Annotated in this window: 23 protein-coding genes; 22 read left to right on the forward strand and 1 reads right to left on the reverse strand. The window is 39.2% G+C overall.

Annotation, left to right across the window (positions count from 1 at the left end; all coding sequences use genetic code 11):
- The first annotated feature begins 11 nt into the window (after positions 1-11).
- The 22 genes from HX109_RS10915 (at position 12) to HX109_RS11020 (ending at position 25,489) form a co-directional block, all read left to right on the forward strand.
- A complete protein-coding gene (locus HX109_RS10915) occupies positions 12-731 on the forward strand; it encodes a hypothetical protein (protein WP_178951894.1) in 720 nt (239 codons plus the stop codon).
- Positions 732-740: 9 nt separating this feature from the next.
- Complete coding sequence (locus tag HX109_RS10920; protein ID WP_178951896.1) at positions 741-1,694, forward strand: hypothetical protein; 954 nt, start codon at positions 741-743, stop codon at positions 1,692-1,694.
- 5 nt (positions 1,695-1,699) lie between these two features.
- Positions 1,700-2,536 (forward strand): tail fiber protein, encoded by an 837-nt coding sequence (locus tag HX109_RS10925; RefSeq protein WP_178951898.1) that lies wholly within the window; start codon positions 1,700-1,702, stop codon positions 2,534-2,536.
- Entirely contained in the window at positions 2,529-3,503 is a 975-nt protein-coding gene (locus tag HX109_RS16340; RefSeq protein ID WP_178951899.1) for a tail fiber protein, read from the forward strand. The genes HX109_RS10925 and HX109_RS16340 overlap by 8 nt, the downstream gene beginning before the upstream one ends.
- Before the next feature lie 12 nt (positions 3,504-3,515).
- A complete protein-coding gene (locus HX109_RS10935; protein ID WP_178951901.1) occupies positions 3,516-4,442 on the forward strand; it encodes a tail fiber protein in 927 nt (308 codons plus the stop codon).
- On the forward strand, positions 4,439-5,257 hold the full coding sequence (locus HX109_RS10940) for a hypothetical protein (protein WP_178951903.1): 819 nt from the start codon (positions 4,439-4,441) through the stop codon (positions 5,255-5,257). The genes HX109_RS10935 and HX109_RS10940 overlap by 4 nt, the downstream gene beginning before the upstream one ends.
- A 20-nt stretch (positions 5,258-5,277) precedes the next feature.
- A complete protein-coding gene (locus tag HX109_RS10945) occupies positions 5,278-6,132 on the forward strand; it encodes a tail fiber protein (RefSeq protein ID WP_178951905.1) in 855 nt (284 codons plus the stop codon).
- Positions 6,123-6,947 (forward strand): tail fiber protein, encoded by an 825-nt coding sequence (locus tag HX109_RS10950; protein ID WP_178951907.1) that lies wholly within the window; start codon positions 6,123-6,125, stop codon positions 6,945-6,947. The genes HX109_RS10945 and HX109_RS10950 overlap by 10 nt, the downstream gene beginning before the upstream one ends.
- Positions 6,948-6,956: 9 nt before the next feature.
- A complete protein-coding gene (locus HX109_RS10955; protein ID WP_178951909.1) occupies positions 6,957-7,772 on the forward strand; it encodes a tail fiber protein in 816 nt (271 codons plus the stop codon).
- A gap of 3 nt (positions 7,773-7,775) precedes the next feature.
- Positions 7,776-8,693: a hypothetical protein gene (locus tag HX109_RS10960; protein WP_178951911.1), complete on the forward strand. Its 918-nt coding sequence runs from the start codon at positions 7,776-7,778 to the stop codon at positions 8,691-8,693.
- Complete coding sequence (locus HX109_RS10965; RefSeq protein WP_178951913.1) at positions 8,693-9,601, forward strand: hypothetical protein; 909 nt, start codon at positions 8,693-8,695, stop codon at positions 9,599-9,601. Before HX109_RS10960 ends, HX109_RS10965 begins: the two co-directional genes overlap by 1 nt.
- Before the next feature lie 9 nt (positions 9,602-9,610).
- On the forward strand, positions 9,611-10,084 hold the full coding sequence (locus HX109_RS10970) for a hypothetical protein (protein WP_178951915.1): 474 nt from the start codon (positions 9,611-9,613) through the stop codon (positions 10,082-10,084).
- A 7-nt stretch (positions 10,085-10,091) separates the two neighbouring features.
- Positions 10,092-11,360: a hypothetical protein gene (locus HX109_RS10975; RefSeq protein WP_178951917.1), complete on the forward strand. Its 1,269-nt coding sequence runs from the start codon at positions 10,092-10,094 to the stop codon at positions 11,358-11,360.
- The gene (locus HX109_RS10980) at positions 11,348-11,680 is read left to right on the forward strand and encodes a hypothetical protein (protein ID WP_178951919.1); all 333 of its coding nucleotides are present in this window, start codon (positions 11,348-11,350) and stop codon (positions 11,678-11,680) included. The genes HX109_RS10975 and HX109_RS10980 overlap by 13 nt, the downstream gene beginning before the upstream one ends.
- Before the next feature lie 25 nt (positions 11,681-11,705).
- A complete protein-coding gene (locus HX109_RS10985; protein WP_178951921.1) occupies positions 11,706-12,134 on the forward strand; it encodes a hypothetical protein in 429 nt (142 codons plus the stop codon).
- On the forward strand, positions 12,134-13,267 hold the full coding sequence (locus HX109_RS10990; RefSeq protein WP_178951923.1) for a type II secretion system F family protein: 1,134 nt from the start codon (positions 12,134-12,136) through the stop codon (positions 13,265-13,267). The genes HX109_RS10985 and HX109_RS10990 overlap by 1 nt, the downstream gene beginning before the upstream one ends.
- A gap of 117 nt (positions 13,268-13,384) precedes the next feature.
- Entirely contained in the window at positions 13,385-14,263 is an 879-nt protein-coding gene (locus HX109_RS10995) for a tail fiber protein (RefSeq protein ID WP_178951925.1), read from the forward strand.
- Positions 14,264-14,284: 21 nt separating this feature from the next.
- Positions 14,285-14,947 carry a hypothetical protein gene (locus HX109_RS11000; RefSeq protein ID WP_178951927.1) on the forward strand — a complete coding sequence of 221 codons (663 nt, stop codon included), beginning with the start codon at positions 14,285-14,287 and terminating at the stop codon, positions 14,945-14,947.
- Positions 14,937-15,869: an interleukin-like EMT inducer domain-containing protein gene (locus HX109_RS11005; RefSeq protein ID WP_178951929.1), complete on the forward strand. Its 933-nt coding sequence runs from the start codon at positions 14,937-14,939 to the stop codon at positions 15,867-15,869. Before HX109_RS11000 ends, HX109_RS11005 begins: the two co-directional genes overlap by 11 nt.
- Before the next feature lie 108 nt (positions 15,870-15,977).
- Complete coding sequence (locus tag HX109_RS11010) at positions 15,978-19,211, forward strand: RHS repeat domain-containing protein (RefSeq protein WP_178951931.1); 3,234 nt, start codon at positions 15,978-15,980, stop codon at positions 19,209-19,211.
- Between the two features lies 1 nt (position 19,212).
- Positions 19,213-25,113 carry a DUF6443 domain-containing protein gene (locus HX109_RS11015; RefSeq protein ID WP_178951933.1) on the forward strand — a complete coding sequence of 1,967 codons (5,901 nt, stop codon included), beginning with the start codon at positions 19,213-19,215 and terminating at the stop codon, positions 25,111-25,113.
- Positions 25,103-25,489: a DUF2750 domain-containing protein gene (locus HX109_RS11020; protein ID WP_255462680.1), complete on the forward strand. Its 387-nt coding sequence runs from the start codon at positions 25,103-25,105 to the stop codon at positions 25,487-25,489. Before HX109_RS11015 ends, HX109_RS11020 begins: the two co-directional genes overlap by 11 nt.
- Here HX109_RS11020 and HX109_RS11025 read toward each other — a convergent pair.
- On the reverse strand, positions 25,472-25,849 hold the full coding sequence (locus HX109_RS11025) for a helix-turn-helix domain-containing protein (protein ID WP_178951935.1): 378 nt from the start codon (positions 25,847-25,849) through the stop codon (positions 25,472-25,474). The two genes, HX109_RS11020 and HX109_RS11025, sit on opposite strands and share 18 nt — an antisense overlap.
- Between the last annotated feature and the right edge of the window lie 109 nt (positions 25,850-25,958).

Here is a 25,958-nt window from a genome sequence, read left to right on the forward strand (position 1 = left end):
TTTTTTAAAAGATGAGAAAAAGAATTTTTATAATATTAAGTATCCTTTTTTTGTACTCATGCGGTACAGTATCGGTTAATAATCATAACCAAATGGTTAGTGATTCCCAACCTCAGCTCGGGGCAATTGGTACAGTTCATAGAAATCTGTTAACTAGAACATTTAAAACAATCGCAACTCCGGTTTTGGATCGTAAGGTTCGATTGGATAGTTATAAAGAAGAATTTGATAAAAAGAAATTCAAAGCTTATCTCAGTGCTTCTCCCGAGAATGAATACAAAATCAATTATATAGACTCTATCCCTGAAAAACCTGTGTACTATTCTTTACAGTTAGCTGATCATATAGATTATATAAATAGCATAAAAAATGATGATATGCTGGTGAGTTATCTGGAAAACAAACCCGATGCAAAAGCAATTACCTCAATAGCTGTAGCACTGCAATCTGGGGTAGAGCCTTTTTTTGAGAATGCGGAAAGTATCTTTTTAGTCTATGATAAAAAATTAAAGAAATACTATTTGGAACTCATGGAAAACAATGGTTCAACCCAAAAGCTTCATTTTAATGATCTTAGCATTTTTGCTTATGACACAAGTGGATTTTGTTGGGGCGCAAATAAAAAGTATGAAGCGGAACTTATCATGCTTTCCGATGGAAATAAATGTGCTAGTGGTCTTAAGACCAAAGCTTCAAAAGTTGATATTGATAAAGAATATTTAAGTTTTTAAATGTATTGTATGATGAAAATGGATAATGGAAGTATTTATAAAACAGTTTTTAACTTTTTACTATTAGTAATAGTTTATTCTTGTGCAGATATTGTTGAGGAACCTGATATTTCTGGGGAGCGGGTAAAAGTGATAGCTCCAGCAAATCAAACCGAAGTAAAAGGCAATGTGGTAAATTTCACATGGGAGCCTTTGCCCGATGCGACTTCTTATCTTTTACAGGTGGCTAGCCCTGATTTTAATCAGGCCGCTCAGGTTTTTGTGGATAGTTTACTTCCTGAAACGTCTTTTTCACGGGAGCTATTGCCAAATGACTATCAATGGCGGGTTAAGGCGGTGAATAGCGCTTATGAAACTGCTTATACCACCACCTCTTTCAGTGTAAGGGAGAGTGAAGGCTTTACCGGGAATACGGTACTGCTAAACAGCCCTACAAATGATTTTTTAACCAATGATGCTGAGGTCAATTTCTCTTGGGAAGCTGTTCAGGAGGCTGTAGAGTATCAAATTCAAGTAATTGATCAGGCTGATGTAGTTATCATTGATGAAACCATTGATAGTATAGGTGCTGAGTTGACCTTAACTGAAGGTAATTCTAGGTGGCAGGTAAGAGCCATAAATAGCAATAATGAAAATACACTTTACAGTTCTAGAACAATTTCGGTCGATCTAACCAATCCAAGTACTCCTGAGCCTACTTCTCCTTTGGATGAAGGCGTAGCGAGTGCGGGGGAAGTTACTTATACTTGGGAGCGCGAAAATATCCCGGGTAGTGCAGAAAGAGATAGCATTTTTATTTTTAATGATGAAGGAGAAACCGATTTGTATCGAAGAGGTTTAGGCGAGGACAAAAGTTTTACTACCGATATGGAAATAGGCGAGTTCTATTGGAGGGTTAAAGCTTATGATGCGGCTGGTAATTTTAGTGATGATAGTGCCTTATTTAGTTTAACTGTTAATTAGTCTCTATGTTAAAATTAAAACACTTTGCAATTCTAATGTTTTTTGGTGTTGCTTCTGCTTATGCTCAAATTGATTTAGACAACCATGAATTTATACGGTCTAAAACTGCATCGGGTCAAACAACGCGAATATTTGGACTAAACAACCAAAACTGGCTTTATATTGGTAGTGTAGAGCATCCTATTTCCAATATTTACTTCTACAATAGTGGAGTTGGTAATGTAATGTCTCTTCGCGAAAACGGTAAAGTAGGTATCGGAACAGCTGACCCAAACGCTACTTTACAAATTGGTGATAGTGACCATTCAGGTGCTCCTGAAAATGAGGTTGCAATTAAAAGATTATCAATAGCTCCAGTTACACATTCCGGTTCGGATTGGTTTTTCACAGCAAGGGATAATCCTCAATTCGCATTTCTGGATATAGGTTATTTCGATAAAAAGTCTTTCACCTTACGCCACGATGGTAATTTAGGCATAGGATCGCCTAACCCGGATTCCAAACTAACCGTAAATGGAAAAATCCATGCCAAAGAGGTTAAACTGGATTTATTGGGGTCGTTGGCTCCGGACTATGTTTTTCAAGCAGATTATGAACTCAAATCTTTAAAGGAAGTAGAAGAATATATAAGAGATAATGGACATCTACCAAATGTTCCATCAGCCAATGAAATGGAAGAAGAGGGTGTTCATTTAAAAGAAATGAATCTTAAGCTATTGGAAAAGGTTGAAGAATTAACGCTTTATGCAATCGAACAAAAGAAAGAATCTAATGCTCTCAAAGATGAAATACAAAAAATGAAGCTAGAATTGAAAAATATAAAATCTCATATAAATGATTAGGTTAACTGTTGCTATTTCCATTTTTAGTTTATTCACGGTTTCGGCTCAAACCAATAACTTTCCAGACAATGGTGATGCACTATTGGAAACAAGTCCAACTGAGATTCCAGGGACTATAACGAACTCTTCAGGTCTAGTTTTTAGGTCATCAGGCCATGCAACCGACGGCAGAAGCAGATTTCAATATTGGAAAATTTTTGGGAAAGGAAGAAGTCCGTGGGGATCTGGGGATTTAGTTTTTTCCAGTAATACTGATGGTTCAGGGAATGTTGAATTGCTGCGATTAAGTAATACTGGAAATTTAGGTATTGGCACCGCTAATCCAAATTCTAGGTTAACGGTATTTGGAGAAACCGGGATTGAGCTAAGGAAAACAGGTAGTCCTGAACAATTTATGCAAATACGTCCTATGGTCGATGTTGAAACCTTAAACCCAGGAGGCTCTAAGGCTGCAGCACAAATTACAAACCTCAATCTACAACACCTTGTTTTAGATATTAAAGCCAATGATTCCCAGGATTCTTTCGCCATTAGAACAGATAGTAACTTGGATGGAGAGGTTGATCACATCGCCATGACAGTTAAACCTTCTGGACGAGTCGGGATTGGAACCACTAATCCGGATTCTGAGTTAACCGTGAAAGGAAAAATCCATGCCCAAGAGGTAAAACTTGACCTTGCCGGGGCTGTTGCACCGGACTATGTTTTTAAAGAAGAGTATAACCTAAAATCTTTGGAGGAAGTTGAACGGCATATTAATGAGAAAGGCCATCTTCCCAATATTCCTTCAGCAAAAGAAATGGAAGAAGAGGGAGTTCATTTAAAGGAAATGAATCTTAAGCTGCTGGAAAAAATTGAAGAACTCACTTTGTATGTCATTGAACAAAAAAAGTTGCTGTCCAAATGTATAACAAGGTTAGAGGCACAAGAGCAAGAAATAGCATTATTACTTAAAAAAAAAAAATAAAATTTATCTAAGATGATATTCAGAAAAACTGCCTTAATACTTTTCCTTTTTATAGTTGCCATTAGTGAAGCACAGAATGAAACCATAAATGGTAATCTCACTATAAATAGTACCGCGGATGTTGGCGCTAGTCAGAATCCAGCTCTTGTGATTGGACAACGTAGTGGTCATCATATTGGAATTGACGGTAATGAAATTGGAGCTTTTTACAATAATTCCTTTTCCAATGTTTATATAAATTGTTCACTATCTACGTCGAATACCGTATTGAATGATGGAGGAGGTAAGATAGGAATGGGAACACCTTATCCTTCTGAATTGCTACATATTTCCGCTAGGAATTCTGGAGATGGAGTGATTCGATTGGAATCGGATCTAGATAATAACAACGAAGGTGACAATATAAGAATTGAAATGTATCAGGATGGGGGATTGCATGGAGCTCTTATAGGATTTAATCAAGATTGGCCGGGCTCACAATCGGATAATATTTTCAGAATAGTTACTAGACAGAATGGAATTAACGATTATAGTACATTAACTATCGATCCTTTTACATCTTTTGTAGGGATAGGGACTACGGAACCCGATTCCAAACTTACCGTCAAAGGGAAAGTTCATGCCCAAGAGGTAAAACTTGACTTAGTAGGTTCAGTGGCACCGGATTATGTCTTTAAAGAAGGGTATAACCTTAAATCTTTGGAGGAAGTTGAACGACACATAAAGGATAAAGGGCATTTACCTAATATTCCTTCAGCTAGGGAAATGGAAGAGGAAGGAATTGATATGAAGGAAATGAATTTGAAATTACTTGAAAAGATTGAGGAACTTACCCTGTATATAATTGAACAACAAAATTTAATAAAACAACAGAAAGAATATTTTTCAGGAGAAATGAAAAAAATGGAATATAAATTAGAAAATCTTTTAAATAAATGAAAGTAATCCTTTTTGTAGTCTTGTTATCAAGTTATACCGTATACTCTCAATGGAATCCTAGCGGGGATAATGTTACAAGTGGGCAAATCATCGCAACGAATCCTAACAATACCAGTGCAGTTTTAATGTTATCTTGGTTGAACGACCTGCCCAGAATAAGGGTGGGCGGGTTTGATCCGGGAGCCTCTAATGGATTGGATATTCAAGGTCCAGGAGATGTAAGTCTTTTAAGAATAAAGGGTAACGGAGAGCTTGGCGTTAAAAGTATAATAGCAAAGGAACAAATTTCCGGTGGGTTGACCCATACGAAAAATTATTTTGTCATGCGGCCTTACAGTTCTTCATATGATGACGGTAGCTATGCAAAGATTTTCTATGACGGAAACAACAAAATTATTAATTTTTGGAATTCAGAAGCTGGCAGATTAACAAATTTAAATGCAGGTGCAATCCGTGCTGATGGCAGGATGGCGATAGGAACATCATTTTCCAATGAATATCATTTGGCAGTAAATGGAAAAATTAAGGCTAAAGAAATTAAAGTTGAAACTAATTGGAGTGATTTTGTTTTTGAAAAGGATTACAATCTTCCTAGCTTGAAAGAGGTAGAAAAACATATTAAGGAAAAAGGACACCTAAAAGATATTCCTTCATCTAAAGAGGTCGAAAGAAATGGAATTGATTTAGGAGAAATTAATTCGAGATTACTTCAGAAAATAGAGGAGCTAACTTTGTATACTATCCAGCAGCAGAAATTAATTGAAAGTCAAAATAAACGGATTGAAAAATTAGAAAATTTATGTCGTAAAATGTAAAAGCAATAGAACCAACCTTTATGAAAATTAAATTAAAAATTTGTCAAATCATTGCCCTACTCTGTTTTCATTCGCTTACGGCTCAAGTGCAAACGGGTGTTTATAAAACAAGTCCAGGCAACACCGATTACCATCAATTTGTAAGAAATGGGAATGGGGCTGCCGTATATATCAACCAAGTGTCTTCAAATGCCATTCATCCAATATTGAGGTTGTCTAGTGGAACATCTACCGCTAATGATAATGTAAAAATGGTTGTTGAAAACAATGGCTATTTAGGATTGGGAACAGAGCTGGCAACTGCCAACCTTCACGTTTCTTCTGGAATTGACGGCGATGCAATTTTGTTATTGGAGTCGGATACCGATAATAGCAACGAGGCTGATAATCCTTTAATTCAATTTAGACAAGATGGAGGAATTATCGGTGTGAATATGGGCTTTTCACCAAATTTTGGAGAGAACTTGTTTGGTATAGGAGCTAGGAACACAACAAATGGGGAAGATATTTGGGATACATTCATAGTAGATGTAACCAGAAATAGAATAGGTATTGGTACGAATAATCCAGATGCCAAGTTGACGGTTAAAGGAAATATACATGCCCAGGAGCTTAAATTGGACCTAAATGGTTCAGTTGCCCCCGATTATGTTTTTGATAAAGAATATCCGTTGAATTCCCTCGAAGCAGTAGAACAGCACATCATAAAAAAAGGGCATCTGCCAAATATTCCTTCAGCCAAGGAGATGGAAAGAGATGGAATCAATCTCAAAGAGATGAATCTAAAGCTTTTGGAAAAAATAGAAGAATTAACGCTCTATGTTATCCAGCAGCAAAAAGAGATTAACCAATTGAAAGAGGATAGATGCGACTAACTATATTTTTATTTGTATTGCTAACCAGGTTTTGTTTTGCTCAAGATTTTATAGTAAAACAAGTTAGCGTTGAGGAAGTTGGTTGGAAAAGGGTAGCTCTGTTAAATGGTGCCTATGGAAGAGGATATAACGAGCTTACGATGGCTACTATCGGAGGATCCAATTCGCCTTATGTTACTAAAATTAGTTGGTTTAAGGGCTGGTCCAACTACGGTAATTTGAATATTGAGTCAGTAAGTAATAGCGGATATTGGAGCGAGGCCAGAATAACATTTGATGGGACTTTTGGTTATTTGGAAGTGAATTTTACTGCTCCTGTAGACTTGCTCAGGGTAAGTATTGATCAACGAACCTGGAGTGGTGGAGATGTTTTGAATGGTCCGTTGCCAAATGGGGGTGGAAATGTTATAACTTCTGCAAAGTTCGGAAGATTAAATTATGGAGAGAACGATCTTTATTTGTCTTATTCAGGGAAAGTAGGTATTGGAACTACAACTCCAGATGCAGCCCTTACAGTTAATGGAATGATTCATACTTCTGAGGTTAAAGTTGACCTAAACGGATTGGTAGCTCCAGATTATGTTTTTTCTGAAAATTATAATATAAAATCGCTGGAAGAGGTTGAGCATTATATTAAAGAGAATAGGCATTTGCCAAATATTCCTTCCGCTAAAGAAATGCAAGAGGAGGGGGTTAATCTTAAAGCGATGAACTTAAAATTACTGGAAAAGATTGAAGAATTAACCTTACATGTAATTGCACTTAAAAAAACAATAGATAAACAAGAAGAAAGAATAAAAGATCTAGAAAAATAACGAAACGCCATGAAAAATTTTTTAATTGTTTTCACTGTTATTCTTTGGGGAAATCTGTTTTCTCAAGATCATTATAACACAAAAATAAGTTTTGGCCTTGACTCAGGTTGGTGCAGGCTCGCAAGTTTTGATTTAGAAGGAAATGGCATTCACAATTCTGTAATCATAGATGCTAAAATTAATTTTATAAGGACAAGTGAACGTGGATATTCTGCTAATGCAATTTTAATCCTGCGAGAAAGTGCTACTCAATTAGGTGTTTGGAATTATACTATAAATGGAACAGAAATTGGTGACTACCTAAAATTTAAAAGGGTAAGTGATCACAAATATCAACTTTATGGAAAAGCACCCGACAGATATGGTCATATTTCCGTTGAACTAACTGTTACAAAAGAGGCACCATTAATTGTAGATACGCCAACTTCCTTGGAGCTAGTACAAAATTTAGATGTATATCCAGATGTACCTCGACACGGAAAATTTGCTTTTGTAGAAGGGAATATAGGAATAGGAACTACAACTCCAGACGCAAAACTTACTGTAAATGGTGATATACATGCTCGAGAAGTAAAACTGGACCTTGCAGGTGCAGTTGCTCCAGACTATGTTTTTAATGAAGATTATGATTTAAAAAAATTAGAGGAAATTGAAGTATATATTAAAAAAGAAGGTCATTTGCCAAATATTCCGTCTGCCAAACAAATGCAGGAGGAGGGGATAAATCTTAAGGAAATGAACTTAAAACTTTTAGAAAAGATTGAGGAACTAACATTGCATGTCATTGAGCTAAATAAGAAACTTACGGTAAAAGAAAAAAAATAAGAAATGCGATTTAAAATAGTAAAATTAATTATTAGTCTAATGTTGTTTCCATTAGGCTGTTTGGCACAAAATATTTTTCCTACAAATCAAGGGGGGCATGTGGGTATAGGGACCCTTTCTCCTCAAAGTCCTTTGACCATTAAAAGTACTAATGATGCTATTACAACTTATCAAACTACGGATAATACATGGTTATACACCAATTGGTTGGATAAGGATAATAACAGAAGGCTCTATATGGGGTTAAGTGCAGATTTGTCAAGTTTTAACATAGCAACTTTTAACGGTACCAATAAGTTGATTCTTACAGGTAGTAACGTAGGGATTGGGGTAACGCCAGAGGAGGTTTTTCAAATAAGGAATGCCTTTGTATTTCATAGTGGGGGGCATGAAGTACTGGGGTTTCAATTTAAACCTTCCGGAGGTGTAGATTTGTCCCCAAGTAAATATGCTGGAGAAGTACGTTTCGACCCAGCTAATGGTGATTTGCGGTTAGGCACTTCCTCGACAATTACATCAACTCCTTTGACAAGGCTATCTATATCAAAAGATGGTAAGGTAGGTATAGGTACTTTTGATACTGGTTCCCATAGACTTGCCATTGAAGGATCCATTGGTGCTAGGGAGGTTAAAGTAGAAGTAGGTACGTGGAGTGATTTTGTATTTAAAAAAGATTATGATTTACCCGATCTTGAAACTGTTGAAAAACATATCCAAGAAAAGGGACACCTGGAGGGGATTCCTTCCGAAGAAGAAGTTAAAGAAGATGGTGTATTTTTGGGAGAAATGGATGCCAAATTGCTTCAAAAAATTGAAGAACTAATGCTATACACTATTGAACAGCAAAAGTTAATACACGTTTTAAATGAAAAAGTAAAAATACTGGAAGACGATTTAAAAAGCTTAAAAACGAAGAACTAATGGGAAAGCCAATACAATTTATACTTATATTAATTTTAGCACAATTGAATTTTGCCCAAACCAACACATTTCCACCGAATGGAAATGTAGGTATAGGAGAGAGTGAACCTTCGGCTAAATTGGAAATTTTAAAGGATTCTGATTTATCAAGTTCTATTACAATTCCAAACAGTTCTATTTTGTTAAAAAGTGATCAGAATCCTTATAGTGCAACTTTGCGGTTTGGAGTGGACAAAAATAATATGAAAGCAATTATTCAAACCCAAGAAACCACATCTGCATCAAAATTTGATTTATTGCTAAACCCATTTGGAGGAAATGTAGGGATAAATACATCTACCCCAGAAGCCGTATTGGATGTGGATAAAAGCATAAATAATTTCTGGAGTGCTCGCATACGTAATACAGGCGGTGAATCATTAGGCTTATTAATAAAAAATGGATATGGAGGTGCACAATCTCATAATTACCCTACCATACTAAGATTGGAGGATGGTAATGGTAATTTAAGAATGAAGGTGCAGAGCAATGGTAAAATAGGGATGAATACAGAAGATATTCCTAGCGGGTATACGTTGGCTATAAAGGGCAAAGCAATTACCGAAGAAATTAAAATCCAAAATATAAATGAGTGGAGCGACTTTGTGTTTAAAGAAAATTATAAACTACCAACTTTGGAGGTTGTAGAGAGTTATATAAATGAAAAAGGTCATTTAAAAGATATCCCTTCAGCTAAAGAGGTCAAAGAGGATGGTATTTTTTTAGGGGAAATGAATGCCAAACTGTTGCAGAAGATAGAAGAGCTAACGCTATACGCCATCCAACAGGAAAAACGGATAATCTCCATGGAAGAAAAAAATGAAAAATTGATTCATTTATTAGAGAAAGTTTTGGAAAAGAAAAAATAGACTAATTATATGAATAGTAATGTCAAAACATACGTATTATTAGTGGTTGTGCTAATTATATGGGGAATTGTAGGGTATAACATTTATTCCTCTCTAAGTGGGACTCCCACAGGTTTTAACACCAACGGTGAAAATTTATCACCATCATTCAGAAGAAAAGACCTTAAGGTTAGTCGGGAGTATACTATTCATCGTTATGATAGAGATCCTTTCCTTGGGACTATCAAAACTAAAGAGGATCCAAAGCCTTTGCAAAGAAGAAAGCCTAGGGTAGTAGAAGCTGAACCAGAAATTATTGTTGAGTATGCAGGAATGGTTAAACCTGGGGTTTCCAAAGGTGATATTATTTATTTTGTAAGAATTAACAGCCAAAGACATTTAATGCATGTTGGAGATGAGGTTTCAAACGTAAAGCTTTTAAAAGGGAATGAGAATGAAATTGCAATTGCCATAAACGGTAAACAAAGAAAAGTAAAAAAGTAATTCTTAAATGTTAAATAAAAAAGTAAAAGGAGGAGCTCTACAATTTGTACTCTTTATAGGGGTAGTCATAGCTATTCTTTTGCTTTCGTTTATTGGTTTGACATATGCCCATCGCTATTTTCAAAAACGTGGGGAATTTTTGTTGAAAGCGGTAGAGCAAGCAAATAATGGAATTAATTATTCATTGCATAATGATATTGTCTTAGGAGATTCAGTTACGATCGCTATGACAGAAGAGAATGATCTTAGCAGTGAAATTAAAGCTACAAAAAAGTACTGGGGATTATATGAATTGGTTTCGGTGAAAAGTAGTATTCATAATCAAGAGTTTATAAAAATTGCTTTGGTAGGTGGATGGAATCAAAAAGGAGATCGGTATTCGCTTTTTTTAAAAGAAAGTAATAGGCCATTAGTAGTAGTTGAAAATACAAATATTCAAGGGCAGTTGATGCTGCCCAGGGATGGATTAAGGCCGGGAAATATGGGAGGGAAGTCCTTTACAGGCTCGTTGTCCCCACCCAATAAAATAAAACCTAGTACAAGTAGGCTGCCAAAATTATCCAAAGGAATTATGGATAAACTGGAGTTATGGCTGGATGGAGAATTTGGAAGTGAACTGGAGCCTGCTCAAATGAACTATCCACTTAACTTTAAAAACTCATTTAAAAATAAAACACTACTGCTTGGGAGTAATGGGCAAATAAGTCTTGATGTGGGCACCTTAATTGGTAACGTCGTGGTATTTTCATCTTCCAAAATTACTATTGGCCAAAATATGAAGATTAATGATGCTATTGTGATAGCGCCTTTTATTGAGATTGATAAAGGTTTTAAAGGAAATCTTCAAGCTTTTGCTTCAAAGGAGTTAATTGTAGAGAAAGATGTTGTTTTGGAATACCCATCTTCACTTGCGCTTTACAATAAAGGTCTAAGGTATCCGAAAGCTTCTATTACTATAAACGAAGGAGCTGATGTTAAGGGTGGTATTGTTTACTGGGATGATTATGATGAAAAAGAACAACAATTATTTACACCTCAAATTGAAATTCATAAGGGAGCAACTGTTAATGGGGAAATTTACTGCAGTAGAGGGTTAGAACTTCTAGGTAAAGTAAAGGGATCTATCACTACTTCATATTTCATTGTTAATAAATTTGGTTCAGTCTATCAAAATCATATTTATGGAGGGCAGTTAAATGTGGATTGGCGACAAGATAACTATACAGGATTACTTTTTAATTCTGAAAAGAAAAAGATTATGAAATGGCTTTATTAAAAAAAATTAAGGGATCAACCTTAATGGAAACAATGATTGCAACTGTATTGATTGTCGTTGTTTTCATGATTTCAAGTTTAGTGTTGAATAATATTCTTTTTAATCAAATCCACAACAATACTATGGAAATCGATAATCATATAAGAGTATTGGAGTACAAAATTTTAAACAAGCAGTTGTCGGAACCATATTCAGAAGATTTTAATAATTGGCAAATTGAAATTAAAAAGAAGAGGGAATATCAAGATTCAATATTGATGATTACAATGGTAAATAGTATTACTAAAAAGAGACTTATTAAGAAAAAAGTAATTGAATAAACCTAAGAAAATAAAAGCATTCACTTTGAATGAGCTTATCGTGGTAATGGTTATTACTGTTATCGTAATAGGCCTTGCTTATACGGTATTAAATTTGGTACAATCCCATATGAAAGGGATATCTTATAATCTTGACAATGCCAGCGAGAATAGCCTGATGCAGCAAGCACTTACAATTGATATCAATAGGTTCAATGAAGCGTATATAGGACCCAATGGTAAAATGGTTTTCAGAAACGAATTAGATTCTGTAACCTATTTTTATGAAGAAAGTTACTTTGTAAGGGAAGTCGACACTTTTAATATTGAGGTAGGAGAAACGAGTTTTTATTTGGATAACAGGGAAATTTATTCCGGTAAGTTTGATGCAATTCAAATTGAAGTAAATCCAATGGATAGGATGAGCACTATTTTTATATACCGTCAGAACGACGCAAAAACTTATATGAACTAATGGCTTTTAATTTAGAGAAAATAGCAAACGAAAAAGCTAATTCTAAACAAATTAGCTCCAATCTTAATATCATCTTAAAGAAGGAAATAAATTTATTTGGGGGAAAATTTTCGAATAAACAGAAGGAGAATTTTTATACAGAATTAAGTGTTTTGCTCAAGGCCGGAATTTCTTTGAAGGATGCCTTACTAATTATTGGTGAAAATGAAAAAAAAGAGAGAGTGCGAACTTTTTTTGACAGCATAATTAATGACATAATTAGAGGGGGTTCATTTTCAGAAGTAATCAAAAAAAATAAGGAATTTTCAGAGTATGAATATTATTCACTAGAGATTGGAGAAGAAACTGGAATGCTTCCAGATATAACAAAAGAACTGGGTTCTTTTTTTGCAAAAAAAAATGAACAAAGGCGTGCGATGATAGCTGCTCTTACCTATCCTGCAATTATATTCACAACGTCTGTTCTCGTGGTGGTTTTTATGCTTCGATTGGTGGTTCCAATGTTTCAAGATATTTTTTTACAGAATAATGTAGAACTACCTTGGATTACAAAGTTAATTATAAAAGCTTCTGGATTTATCGGAGATTTTGGATGGATAATTTTTTTCCTTGTATTTACAATTTTTGCTTTAAGAAAATGGATAGGGAGAAGGAAAAAAATTAGGCAATTCAAAGATAAATTAATGCTAAAGATTCCTTTTTTAGGATCATTTTACAAGAGCGTTTACCTCTCCCAATTTTCTCAAGCAATTTCTTTACTAACGTTCTCCAAAGTTCCTATGCTCAACAGTATTCAATTGGTGGCTAAAATGGTTGATTTTTATCCTTTGCAGCACGCACTTCATAAAGTGGAGAAGGGAATTTTGAAAGGAAATAGTTTAAGCACTAGCATGAGGGATGATCCATTTTTTGATCAAAAAATTATAGCACTTGTTAAGGTTGCAGAAGAAACAAACCAAACCGATTTTATTTTTAGTAGACTCCATGTTCAATATTCCATTGAAGTGGAACAACGCTCAAAAATTCTATCTACAATTATGGAACCAATCATTATTTTGATTGTTGGGATAATGGTTGGCATTATACTGGTTGCAATGTATTTGCCAATGTTTAAAATCAGCAGTATTTTGTAAGATTTTGATATTTTTTGGATTAAAATCAATAATTTTAACTTAAAAATTTGTTAATTTAAGTATAAATGTTATTTTTGATAACATATAACCTAAACTAACCAAAAAATTCCTAATCTTGTGAAGCCTTATGTTCTAATTTTATTTTTGGTTTACTTCTACAGCTCCTATTCCCAATATAGCTTTAACGGCTCAAATCAGCATACTTTTCAAACCACGTATGGTACAGTAGATATAGGTCCGTTCAATGCGGATTGGGCTCACATTTATACTGATCGACCGAAAATAATATTCAACAAAGATGTTTACACCGCCACCAATGCATTTTCTTCTTATAACAATGATTTAATATTAAAAACCAATGGAACAGAGCGCTTACGTATTTCAAATGTAAATGGTAATGTTGGTTTCGGAGTTACCAATCCGCTCCAGAGAATATCAGTTGATGGAAATGTTTTATCAAATGGTTTTATATTAACGGATACTGAGCTAGGAAGCAATAGCGATTACATTGCTTTCTTTAGGGAAGATATCCAAACCGATCATAGTGTTTTAAAGCTTCAGTTAGGGGATGACAATGTAAGCGAGTTTAATATCGGCTTTAAGTCCTGGAGTACTCAACAATGGCATAGTACCATGCTAATAAAAGCTAACGGAAATGTGGGTATAGGAACAATTGCTCCTGATTCAAAACTTACAGTCAATGGCAACATACATACCAAGGAAGTCAAAGTTGATCTCAATGGAGCACTAGCTCCTGATTATGTATTCAAGAAGGAGTACGACCTAAAGTCGCCTAAAGAAGTCCAAGCTTATATCAAAAAGGAAGGGCATTTACCCAACATTCCTTCGGCAGCGCAAATGGAAAAAGAAGGATTGAACTTGAAGGAAATGAACCTCAAACTACTTGAGAAAATAGAGGAACTTACCTTATATATCATAGATCAAGATGAGCGGATAAGAGTATTAGAAAAACAAAATAAAACATCTCAATATTAATTCTTTATAACCAAAATCAATTTGAAAAAAAATCTACTTTTTATACTCTTAATTGTATCCGCACTTCATGCTCAACATGATGTCGATGATCAGGGATTGGTTTATACTAACAATGGTAAATTGGGTGTCGGGATAACTTCTCCAGAAACTATTTTACATATAAAACAGGGTACTCCTCATCAAGGTATACAGATAACAGAAGAGGGCAATACAGAAAAAATCCAATTGCACCTGGCGCAATTCGATGATGGACGGCATTACGGATATTTTATGCTAGGCAGGGAAACTATGCTAAGAGGTAATGGTGAAAAATCTTATTTCAAAGGGAGTTTGGGAATTGGAACCATACATCCAGATGCCAAATTAACGGTAAACGGCGATATTCATGCCAAAGAACTACGGTTGGACATTCAAGGGTGGCCAGATTACGTTTTTGAATCAGGATATGAATTACAACCTATTGAAGAAGTAAAAAAGCATATAGAAGAAAAAGGACATTTGCCTGATGTACCATCGGCTAAAAAAATAGAGGAAGATGGATTGAATTTAGGAGATATGGATAAAGTCCTAATGCGAAAGATTGAAGAATTAACGCTTTATGTCATTCAGCTTAAGGAACAAAACGATCTTTTAAATCAAGAAATTAAAAATCTTAAATCAAAAGTAGAAACCTATGAAAATTAAGGTATTAACGGTGTTAGCGTTACTTGTTTTTCACTTGCAAAATAGTTTGGCCCAAAGTAGTTTGTATGCGCGTGGTACAGGTTATAACAATTTTGGTAGTAGAATGGTAAAGTTGGACGGTAATTATCTAGTTCATGGATCGGGTCGAGGATTGTGTTTAACTATAATAGATGCAAGCTTACATCAACATGTTTCTTCTACAGTTTATGATACCTATGGTAGCGAAGCAGCTTCAAACGATCTTGCCATTGCGCTCAATAATCTAAAAAGAGGACAAATAGGATTGCTTACTTCCTTTGATGCATGGGAAGATAAAGTAACAAATTCTTTAAGAATAGCAGCCAGAAGGCTTGGCCTATATAAACTTATAGGCGGATTAGGGTACGGAAACCGAAAGCCCTATGTCGCAATTTTTAGAGGTGCTGGAGTGGCTGATGGAAATACAGAGCCTAATCACGTCGCCTATGAAGTAATGCAATCTAGGGATGTCGGAGCAGATCAAGCTGTAATTGCCACCTGGCTTGTTGAAGATGCTTTTGTAGGAAATAATTTAACAAACGCCCTGATTTCTGCAAACAGTAATATTTCAGATGCCAGTGTTATTGTAGACCAAAAAGGAGATGTTGGAATAGGTACGTATACGCCAGATGAAAAACTTACAGTAAACGGAACAATGCATGCAAAAGAGGTGAAAATAGATATTAACGTACCAGCACCAGACTATGTATTTGAAGAAGATTACAAGCTGAGGTCTCTTAAGGAATTAAAAAAGTATATTGAAATCTATGGTCATTTACCTGAAATACCCTCGGCGGAAGAAATAGCCGAGGAAGGTATTAGCGTCGGGGAAATGAATATGCTTTTGCTCAAGAAGATTGAGGAACTGACGCTTTATATTTTGATAATGAAACAAAAGCTGTAGAGTAAATTTTAGGTTTACAGAACACATCTTTTAATAATAAAAAAACATTTGACAGTTATTTATATAATGAATTAATCAGATATATACAACCAATCAATACTATTCAATATGAATTCTAAATTTTTTTACAACCTTTTACTGGTATCATCTATTTTTATTTCTAGAGCTCAGGATAATATTCAGGGTGCCCAGCCTAATGTTTTTCCTCCATCACCTAATGCATCTGGAATTGCGAGATATGATAATACTAAAATTGGTTATTATACAGGTACTCCAGAGATTAGTGTGCCTATTCATAAATTTAATACTAAACAATTAAATCTAGTATTTAGTATGAATTATTTGGCAACTGGTATTAAAGTAAATGAAATGGCTGGTGATAAGGGTATGCATTGGAATTTAAGTGGTGTAGGTGTCGTAAGCAGAATAGTATATGGCAACCCTGACGATTCCCCAGACAATTATAGTAAAGGCTTTTTATACAATACCGATGAAGTTCCCGATAGTTATACAAATTATGATGAATTTTATAATCTAGCTAGAGGGCATACCGATACTCAACCAGATATTTTTAATTTTTCGCTTCCTGGAGGGTACAGTGGTAAGTTTGCAATAAACTACGATGGTAGTATTATAACAATTCCTTATCAGAATGTGAAAATAGAATATGAAAGACAAAATGGTTGGGTAACAAAATGGATAATAACCACGCCAGATGGAGTAAAGTCGACATTGGATGTACTTGAAAAAAGTAGAAATGAAATCGTCCCAGGATCATTTCCTAATTACAGTAACACATTTTTTACTTCAAGCTGGTATGTTTCCAAAATAGAGGCACCGAACGGGGAAATTTTTGAATACGGCTACGATAATACAGAATATAATTATATTGAATCAAAATCCGAAGCAGATTATCACCGTATTGGGCAAGGTCAGCACCCTGCTACTTTTCCAGGGCCAGAAGAGTTTGAACATCATGTATTTTTAAAGGCAAAGAAAATTTTATACTGTAAAAATTTGAATTCTGGAGAAAAGATTAAATTTGATTATTCATTGCCTAGAAAAGATTTAATCGGAGATGTTGCTCTAAAATCTATTGTAGTTATAAATGATAAAAATGATACCATCAAAAGATTTGAACTCAATTATAAATACCAGTTTAAACAGAATTTGTTGGAAGCTTCCCAAATAAATATACCCGATCAAAGGATATATAGATTGTATTTAACGTCAATCCTTCAGAAAAGTATATTTGGTTCATTAATTCCCTATAATTTTGAGTATCTTTTGCAGTCGAAAGGGAAATTTCTTCCTGGTAGGTTTTCATATGCGCAGGACCATTGGGGCTTTTATAATGGTAAAGATGAGAATACAACTCTAAAACCCAAAAAGGTTTTGAAATATGAGATCCTAAATCCTACTCAAGACATAGTTGTCACTTTAAATGGAGGAGATCGTTCTTCAGATTCGATACTTTCAACCCTCGGAACCTTAAATAAAATAGTTTATCCTACAAAAGGCTACTCAAAATTTGAATACGTTTCTCATTCACATTCTTCGGATTTAATTGAAAAAGAAATTGATGAAAAAACGTTTAGCTACACCGTTGGTAGAGACTATTTGTCACCAGAAAATTCTTTTTCGATTGAGGAGGGTATTTTGGGAAAAGTTCGAGTAAATCTCACTACTCCTGGTATATCCAATCTTGCGCCTGAAACTATGAGAATAAGGATACATAAAAGCGGAGATCCTTCTAATTATTTCGTATATGATTCAGAATTTGCCTTTAATTATGGGTCACAAAAATATGAAGAATTACAGTTCGATGTAGAGCCCAACAGTATTTATGACGTGTCTTATATTGGCATTAATAGAGGTTCTTTAGGCACTGGCGTTTTTACATTGAAAGTAAATTGGGAACTCGAAAAAGCGCCGAATAACTATGCAGGTGGAGCGAGGGTTACTAAAATTGAAAGCTATGATCCTTCCACAGATAAAACTTTAATCAAAGAATATGAGTATTATAAAGAAAACGGTGAATCATCAGGTTTTTTGTTAAAACCTCCTATTTATGGTAGTGTTTACAGAGGAACATATTATCAAATTTTATATGCTGGGTCTGTAGCCGAGACATGCGGTGCATTTGAGAATGTTTATTATGTCAGAAATACATTTCCATACATTTCTTTAACATATACACAAGGAAGCTCAATTGGTTATGAAAGAGTTTTAGAAAAATTTAAGGATGGGAATGACGGCAACGGTCATTCGATCTACCAATTTTCCAAAGCATTAGATTTATCTAGTATTAATCAGTATCCTAATGTTCCAGATGATTCCAGGGAATGGTTAAGAGGCAATCTTTTGAAAGAAGAACACTACAAAGCTTTAAAACAAACTCCAGAAAGAGTTGTAGATTACTATTATGAATATCCTGGTACAATGAATGAATTAAACGATATTCTACATGATAAAATAATTTCTGCTACTAGAATACTTCAAGTATATGAAAATAATTGTCCAAGAAGTTTAGTTAGAGCCGAATTTCAATTCGAATGGTCAAATTATCGGGTTTCAACTGGTTACAGGAGATTAGCAACTAAAACTGAAACGTTAAATTTTGAGAATAATTCTATCGTTAGTGTGGAAAACTATAGGTATTCTAATAAGCATTTAAATTTAATAGAATTAAATAAAACGGGTAGTGATGGAAAAGTAGTAGTTAGAAAATACTCTTATGCTAAAGATTTTGATGATAATGTAAATGGTACGGATTTACTACGATCAAGATTTATGCATGATTTCAAGGTAGAATATGAAGAATTTAAAAACTATAAGTTTCAAACAAAAGTAACTAATAAGTATGTCTTGAACAATAATCATATTGTTTTGGATGAAAGAACTGAAAATACTAAAAATTTTAGTTCTATAAATCAAAGAAAGTTTTTTTATACATATAATGATAATGCTAGAATAATTGAATACAAAGGACAGTTTAATCCTGGCAATTCTATATTCTGGGGCTACAAGGGTGAGTACCCGATAGCGAAGGTCGAGAACGCGACCTATGTGGAGATCGCGGGTGCCCTTGGTGTTTCGGTAGCTTCTTTAGAGGCTTTCAACGAGGGCAACCTATCGCAACTGGATAATTTGCGGGAACTGCTCCCCAAGGCGCAAGTGACTACTTATACCTATGAACCTTTGGTTGGTATTAAGACCATGACGGACCCCAGGGGCAAGACCACCCATTACGAATACGACGATTTCAATAGGCTGAAAACGACCAAGGACGACAACCTTGACCTTCTTTCCGACTTCAGATACCACTACAAAGACCAATAACATGAAAAAGCTTTACCCTACCCTAATAGTTTCCTTTATTCTTTTGATTTTCAGTTTCCGTGGACAATCCCAGAACTGTTACACGGTACAGCTGAGCACCCATGAGGTGACCCTTGGCTATTCACCCGGTCAATCCTCCTATGTGTACGTGAACTTTCCCGGGGGTGGCTGTTTTTCCCCAACGGTAACGGTGCTTAACAAGCCAAGTTGGTTGACCATCGATGTGTTCGGTACTTCGATACGTGTTGTGAGCCAGTCCTTATCGAGCGGTTACCGTGAGATCTCGATGCCCGTCCAGGTGAACGGGAATACGGTGAGCGGTTTTACGGTAAAGCAAGGGAACAAGCCTCCTCCTCCTCCGTGTTCGATCTCCAGCAGCCCAATCGACATCGATGTTTCGAGTATGGGGCATACGGCGACCTATCCGATCACTCTGGCAAACTGTAATAACAGCATTAGCTTTCTGAACTTTGAGACAACCTCTGGCACATCCCTGCCCAGTTGGATAACGGCAACCAAGGCCTCCGGTAACGCCTGGAGGGTGACCACAACACAGAACACGACCAATAGCACGCGCAGCGTGATCATCCTGGTCAAGAGTGTTGTTGACGGTGACAATATCCAGACCAGCGGCCGCTTTGTACAGCCGAGCTGCCGTCCCAACCAGCCCTCGAGCCCATGGGTGGATACGAACAACTGCGGTACCACAGTACTGGAGCGTGGCAACCCGCCCCCCAATACCACCTGGTACTGGCAGTCCATCAACAACGGGACCAGCAAGGGCAGTTCGGCAAAGAACATAACGGTTGGTTCCGGTACAAAATATTACCTGCGTGCGCACAACGACCTTACGGGCTGTTGGAGCGAGTCGCTTTCCTTTGTCGACTATTCGGTGCACAAGGTCCCCTCGCCGCCTATCGTGAGCGACGGTTTCCGTTGCGGTGGTGCGGGCCCCGTAACGCTCGGCGCCACCCCTGGGGCCAATGGCAACAGGGTACGCTGGTACAGCAGTGCCACCGGTGGGTCTCCCCTTTACACGGGGACAGGAAGCTATACCACCCCCAGCATCCCCAGTACCAGGACGTACTATGCGGAGAGCTACAATGAGGGTACGGGGTGCAAGTCCCCTTCCAGGCTACCGGTCAAGGCCACGGTCTATCCGGTGTTGGAAGCTGGGGTGCTGAACGGGAAGGGCCCGCTCTGCTACAACGGGAACCCGGGCACCCTTACGGGCAGCGCCCCGACCGGGGGCAACGGGAGCTACAGTTACCAATGGCAGGAATCGACCAATGGCTCGAATTGGAGCAATATCCCCGGGGCCACGGGGAGCACCTATGCCCCCGGGGACCTGACCTCGACCATGCACTACCGCCAGCGGGTAATCTCCTGCGGGCAGACGGACTATACCGATGGCATAGAGGTAAGGGTCTACGGCAACCTTGACGGTGGAGGAATAGCAGGAGACGTTACGGTGTGTTCGGGCGAGAGCGTAGCGTTGTCCAGTTCCACCCCGGCATCGGGCGGTACCGGGACTTACGTTTACCAATGGCAAGTGTCCACCAGCAGTTCCACCAGTGGCTTCAGCAATGTCCCCGGTGCCACCTCTGTTTCGTACGCTCCCGGCCCAGTTACCAGTACGCGCTGGTACAAGCGCCGGGCGACCTCCTGCGGACAGACGGATTACAGCAATAAGGTAAAGGTAACGGTGACCCCGAAGCCCATCTGGTACCTCGACAAGGACGGTGACGGGTATGCGGCATCCACCACTGAGCAGTGCTCCAGCCCTGGAGTGGGGTACAGTACCACGGTAAAACCTGTTGGGGACTGTAACGACAACGACGGTTCGGTGCACGAGGTGTCCACGTGGTACCTTGACAAGGACGGTGACGGGTATGCGGCATCCACCAAGCAGCAGTGCTCCAGCCCTGGAGCGGGGTACAGTACCACGGTAAAACCTGTTGGGGACTGTAACGACAACGACGGTTCGGTACATGCACTTTCCACCTGGTACGCCGACACCGATGGCGATGGCTATGGGGACAGCGGGGCGACACAATTGGCTTGCAACGAGCCCACGGGGCACGTGAGCAACGACGACGATTACGACGACAGTACGGAACTGATAACCAACATCGCCCCGAAGAACTTTTACAGGGACGGCGATGGGGATGGCTTTGGCGACCCCAACGACAGTGTCTACCGCAGTATAAGGCCCACGGGCTATGTAGAGGACAATACCGATGCCTGTCCCGGTATTGCCGGAGACAACAACGGCTGCCCTTACCAGGCGGCGACCTTCAGCAACGAGAACTATGTATACACGCGCAGTTACCAGAGCAAGATGCAGGACAGCGAGGGCATCAAGTCCAACAGCGACGTTATCGAGAGCATCACCTATTTCGATGGCCTCGGCCGGCCGATGCAACAGGTTGGGATCAAGGCCTCGCCCTATATAGAAGGGACCGGGGTAAGGGATATAGTCACCCACATCGGTTACGACGGTTTTGGGCGCCAGGACAAGGACTGGCTCCCTTACATGGACACGGGGACGGTGGGGACCTACCGCTCCAACGACCCCGAGGGTGCAACAAAGGCGTACTACCGGGCACATTACCCTGGGGATGTCACCTTAAACCAAGAAAACCCCTATTCACAGAAACAGTTCGAGCCCTCACCGCTGAACCGTGTGCTAAAGCAGGCGGCACCCGGTGCGGCCTGGGAGCTTGGCAGCGGTCATGAGATCGGGTTCGGTTACGACACCAACATGGACGGGGAGGTCCGGCTCTTTGCTGTGGACTTTACCGGTGGAGATACCGAAAGGCCGGTACTGGTAGCGGGAAGCGATACACACTATGGTGGCGGTGAACTCTATAAGAACACCACCTACGACGAGAACCACCCTGGGACTACAACCAAAAACCATACGACAGAAGAATTCACCGACAAGCAGGGGCGTGTGGTGCTCAAGCGTACCTACGGCCCCTCGGACGTGAACATGGACGGTACGGTGGCGGCCAACGAACAGGAGGCCATGCACGATACCTATTACGTGTACGACGACTACGGCAACCTAACCTATGTGCTGCCGCCGAAGATGAACGCCACCACGGCAAATATTTCCACGATCAGTTCGAGCTTGGCGGCCCTTGGCTACCAGTACAAATATGACGGCAGGAACCGATTGGTGGAAAAGCAGATCCCGGGCAAGGGGAAGGAATCGATTGTCTACAACAAGTTGGACCAGCCGATCATGACCCAGGATGCCGTGCAAGGGGAGAACAATGAATGGCTGTTCACCCTTTATGATGCGTTTGGCCGTGTGGCCTACACGGGAAAGGACCTGAACAATACCCTTGGCAGGGAGGAACTGCAGTCGTTGGCGGATGCGCACACGGTGCAGTTCGTTACCCAAACGGCCTCGGCCACCACTTATGCGGGCACCCCGGTACATTATACCAAGGATGCGTTTCCGGACAGTTTTGACCAGGTGCTGACGATCAACTATTACGGGAGCTATGTGGGCACCGATGGCATTACCGTTCCCGGTGACGTTAACGGTAAGCTGACCGAAACGGGGATAGGCCTCAAGGGGCTTCCCACGGTGAGCAAGGTACGGGTGCTGGGGGAGGACACATGGAGCACCACGGTCACTGGTTACGACGACAAGGGCAGGGCCATCTACACCGAGGAGAGGAACAATTACCTGGGCACGACGACGATAGTGGAGAGCGAGCTTGACTTTGTGGGGAAGGTGCAGCAGAGCAGGACCATGCACAGGAAGGGCAGCGGGACATGGGTGGTCACCGTGGACAGCTTTGCCTACGACCACATGGGAAGGTTAGAGGACCACTTCCAGTGCATCGGGGAGGGCAGTGGCTTTGACGGCTGCTCCGACAATGCCGATGGGGAGAGCTTCACCCTTAGTGAGGCGCCCGTTGAAAGCTGGGGGAAGACGGCCAGCGAACATATCACCCTTACCGACGGGTTCCATTTTGTGGCCACCAGCGGAAGGACATTCCATGGCTCGATCGCACAACAGGGGGAACTGATCGCCCACAACGATTATGACCATCTCGGGCAGCTTAAAGAAAAACTGGTGGGGAATACCAAGAGTGCGCCGCTACAGACCGTCAAATACGCATACAACATTCGCGGCTGGCTGAAAGGGATCAACGACCCATCGAACCTTGGCGGCAGCCTTTTCGGGTTCGGGATCAGGTACAACGACCCGACGGGGGGGACAGCCCTTTACAACGGGAACATCAGCCAGACGCAGTGGGGCACCAAGAGCACGAACTCGACGGGCAACCCGGTGAGCAGCCAGTACAACTATAGCTACGATGCGCTGAACAGGATCACAGGGGCCGTAGATAATACACCAGATCAAAACTACAGTGTAAGCGGTGTCGCCTACGACCAGAACGGGAACATTACCAAACTGCACCGGAAAGGGCACATCAATGAAGCGGCAACGGCCTTCGGGCCAATGGATAACCTTACCTATGGTTACGACGCCGGTAACAGGCTCTTGAGCGTAACCGATGCAGTAAGTACCCCTGCTTTGATGAAAGGGGAGTTCAAGGATGGGAACAAGTCAGGTCATGATTACGATTATGATGAAAACGGCAACCTGACCTCCGACGCCAACAAGGGGATCACGGATATCAGCTACAACCATCTGAATTTACCGGAAGAGGTGAGCTTCGGTTCGGACAAAATTACCTATATTTACGATGCCTCGGGGATGAAACTGCGCAAGCGGGTCACCGAGGGGGGTTCTGTGACATTGACGGACTATGCCGGCAATTATATCTATGAGAACAGCGAGTTACAGTTCTTCAGCCATCCCGAAGGCTATGTGGATGCGGAAGGATCGGGGTACAAATACGTGTACCAATATAAGGACCATTTGGGGAACGTACGACTGTCTTACCAAGATGCGGACGGCAATGGAAGCATTGCCACCAATGAGATCGTGGAGGAGAGCAATTACTATCCATTTGGGCTGCAGCACAAGGGCTATGGGCCAATGACGTCCTCACTGGGCAACAGCGTGGCACAACGTTGGAAGTACAATGGTAAAGAATATGATGAAAGCTTGGATATAAACACCTATGATTTTGGGGCAAGAAACTATGACCCTGCAATAGGACGTTGGATGAACCTTGATCCGTTGGCGAATGAAAGGGATTGGCTATCTCCTTATAATTTTGTACAAGATAATCCGATTAATAGGATAGATCCTGATGGGGAATTGGATGAATGGAATAAAAATGAGGATGGTACTTTAACATGGGTTAGCACAAAAGGTGGAGATCAAACAGATTACGTGAATAATCTGGACGCAGAAGGGAATATTACTTCTACAGAATCGTACGATGTAGAAGTCAACGTTGTTGGGACAAGCGAGACTAGCGAAACAGACTTTGCTATTAATAGGAGTCCTGGGGAGAGAGATGTAATTCAAGGCAGAGGGGGGGCTATAGAATCCTTAAGCATACTAGATATTGCCTCGACAGTTGTAGATTTAACTTTGCAGGCAGTAGGAGAAGACTTAGGGGTAAGCTCGACTCTTTTGACCGCCACAAGCATTTTGGTAAATCCTAAAAAAGCGTTAAAAAAGATAGGCCGAAGCGGAAAACAGAAAAGGTTAAAAGAACTTGCTGATGATCCTAAAATTGGAAAAGCCGACAGAGGGTGGATTAAAAATGAAATGCGACATATCAAAAATGGTAACCGCAAGACAATAAGAAATCCAGGAAACTCTAGAAGGTCTAAAGGTAGAGGAAAAGAGTTGGCACATCCTAGAGGAAAAAGAGCAAAAGACGGACATAGCTATAAAGATGCTAAATTACAGGATGCAGATTTACATAAATTAGAACATAAACACGGTGGATATTAATAAAAAAATAAGTAACATAATCAATCTTTCTGCACAGGAAAGGTATGATTATTTCATTAGAAAAATTGCGGATTTTGAAGAAGTTTGGGGTCTGTATGACGGCGATGGATGGGCAATGACCATGGATGATGGAGGGAGGAAGGCAATGCCTTTTTGGCCAGAGAAAGAATTTGCAAAGCTATGCGCGCAAAATGAATGGGAAAACTATAAGCCAAAAGCCATAGGTTTGGATGATTTTATTGAAAAATGGCTTGTTGGAATGTATAAGGACAATCTAAAAGCGGTGGTTTTTTATACACCAAACAACAAGGGTTTAATCATCTACCCTCATAAATTGAAAGATGATTTAGAAGAAGAATTAGAACAGTATGAATAATTTTAAGCCACCTCCGGGTGGTTTTTTATGCGTGGGCCTTTTTGTCTTGGTGTCACGAATAAAGGCATCAATGATTTTAATAACGGTAGTTTTATCGTCCTCTGAAAGTCGTTGTATCTCATGCATACGGTTGAGCATATCCACGTCCACAACTTCCAAGCTGTCAACCTCCGAAACCAAATAATCAAGGGAAACACCAAGAACTTTAGCAATCATTTTAGCGTTCTCAACAGATGGCACAATATCATCACGCTCATACTTGGAAATCGCATCACGAGACACGCCCACATAAGAAGCTATATAGACTTGCGATAACTTCTTCTCTTTTCTAATCTTGGTAATCTTCCGTCCTAAAGTCATAGAATAATCGTCTTAAACGCTTTAAATCGTATGTTTTTTGGAAATCTTTTATCCAACACTTATCAAGAATACCTTTTAAATCAGAAAAAAGAATTTTCTTATATACGGC

Origin of the sequence: Galbibacter sp. BG1, from assembly GCF_013391805.1 — a bacterium.
Classification (GTDB): domain Bacteria; phylum Bacteroidota; class Bacteroidia; order Flavobacteriales; family Flavobacteriaceae; genus Galbibacter.

Coding starts and splice junctions, on each gene's coding strand:
- HX109_RS10915 (WP_178951894.1), top strand. CDS start 12: ATGAGAAAAAGAATTTTTATAATATTAAGTATCCTTTTTTTGTACTCA.
- HX109_RS10920 (WP_178951896.1), top strand. CDS start 741: ATGATGAAAATGGATAATGGAAGTATTTATAAAACAGTTTTTAACTTT.
- HX109_RS10925 (WP_178951898.1), top strand. CDS start 1,700: ATGTTAAAATTAAAACACTTTGCAATTCTAATGTTTTTTGGTGTTGCT.
- HX109_RS16340 (WP_178951899.1), top strand. CDS start 2,529: ATGATTAGGTTAACTGTTGCTATTTCCATTTTTAGTTTATTCACGGTT.
- HX109_RS10935 (WP_178951901.1), top strand. CDS start 3,516: ATGATATTCAGAAAAACTGCCTTAATACTTTTCCTTTTTATAGTTGCC.
- HX109_RS10940 (WP_178951903.1), top strand. CDS start 4,439: ATGAAAGTAATCCTTTTTGTAGTCTTGTTATCAAGTTATACCGTATAC.
- HX109_RS10945 (WP_178951905.1), top strand. CDS start 5,278: ATGAAAATTAAATTAAAAATTTGTCAAATCATTGCCCTACTCTGTTTT.
- HX109_RS10950 (WP_178951907.1), top strand. CDS start 6,123: ATGCGACTAACTATATTTTTATTTGTATTGCTAACCAGGTTTTGTTTT.
- HX109_RS10955 (WP_178951909.1), top strand. CDS start 6,957: ATGAAAAATTTTTTAATTGTTTTCACTGTTATTCTTTGGGGAAATCTG.
- HX109_RS10960 (WP_178951911.1), top strand. CDS start 7,776: ATGCGATTTAAAATAGTAAAATTAATTATTAGTCTAATGTTGTTTCCA.
- HX109_RS10965 (WP_178951913.1), top strand. CDS start 8,693: ATGGGAAAGCCAATACAATTTATACTTATATTAATTTTAGCACAATTG.
- HX109_RS10970 (WP_178951915.1), top strand. CDS start 9,611: ATGAATAGTAATGTCAAAACATACGTATTATTAGTGGTTGTGCTAATT.
- HX109_RS10975 (WP_178951917.1), top strand. CDS start 10,092: ATGTTAAATAAAAAAGTAAAAGGAGGAGCTCTACAATTTGTACTCTTT.
- HX109_RS10980 (WP_178951919.1), top strand. CDS start 11,348: ATGGCTTTATTAAAAAAAATTAAGGGATCAACCTTAATGGAAACAATG.
- HX109_RS10990 (WP_178951923.1), top strand. CDS start 12,134: ATGGCTTTTAATTTAGAGAAAATAGCAAACGAAAAAGCTAATTCTAAA.
- HX109_RS11005 (WP_178951929.1), top strand. CDS start 14,937: ATGAAAATTAAGGTATTAACGGTGTTAGCGTTACTTGTTTTTCACTTG.
- HX109_RS11010 (WP_178951931.1), top strand. CDS start 15,978: ATGAATTCTAAATTTTTTTACAACCTTTTACTGGTATCATCTATTTTT.
- HX109_RS11015 (WP_178951933.1), top strand. CDS start 19,213: ATGAAAAAGCTTTACCCTACCCTAATAGTTTCCTTTATTCTTTTGATT.
- HX109_RS11025 (WP_178951935.1), bottom strand. CDS start 25,849: ATGACTTTAGGACGGAAGATTACCAAGATTAGAAAAGAGAAGAAGTTA.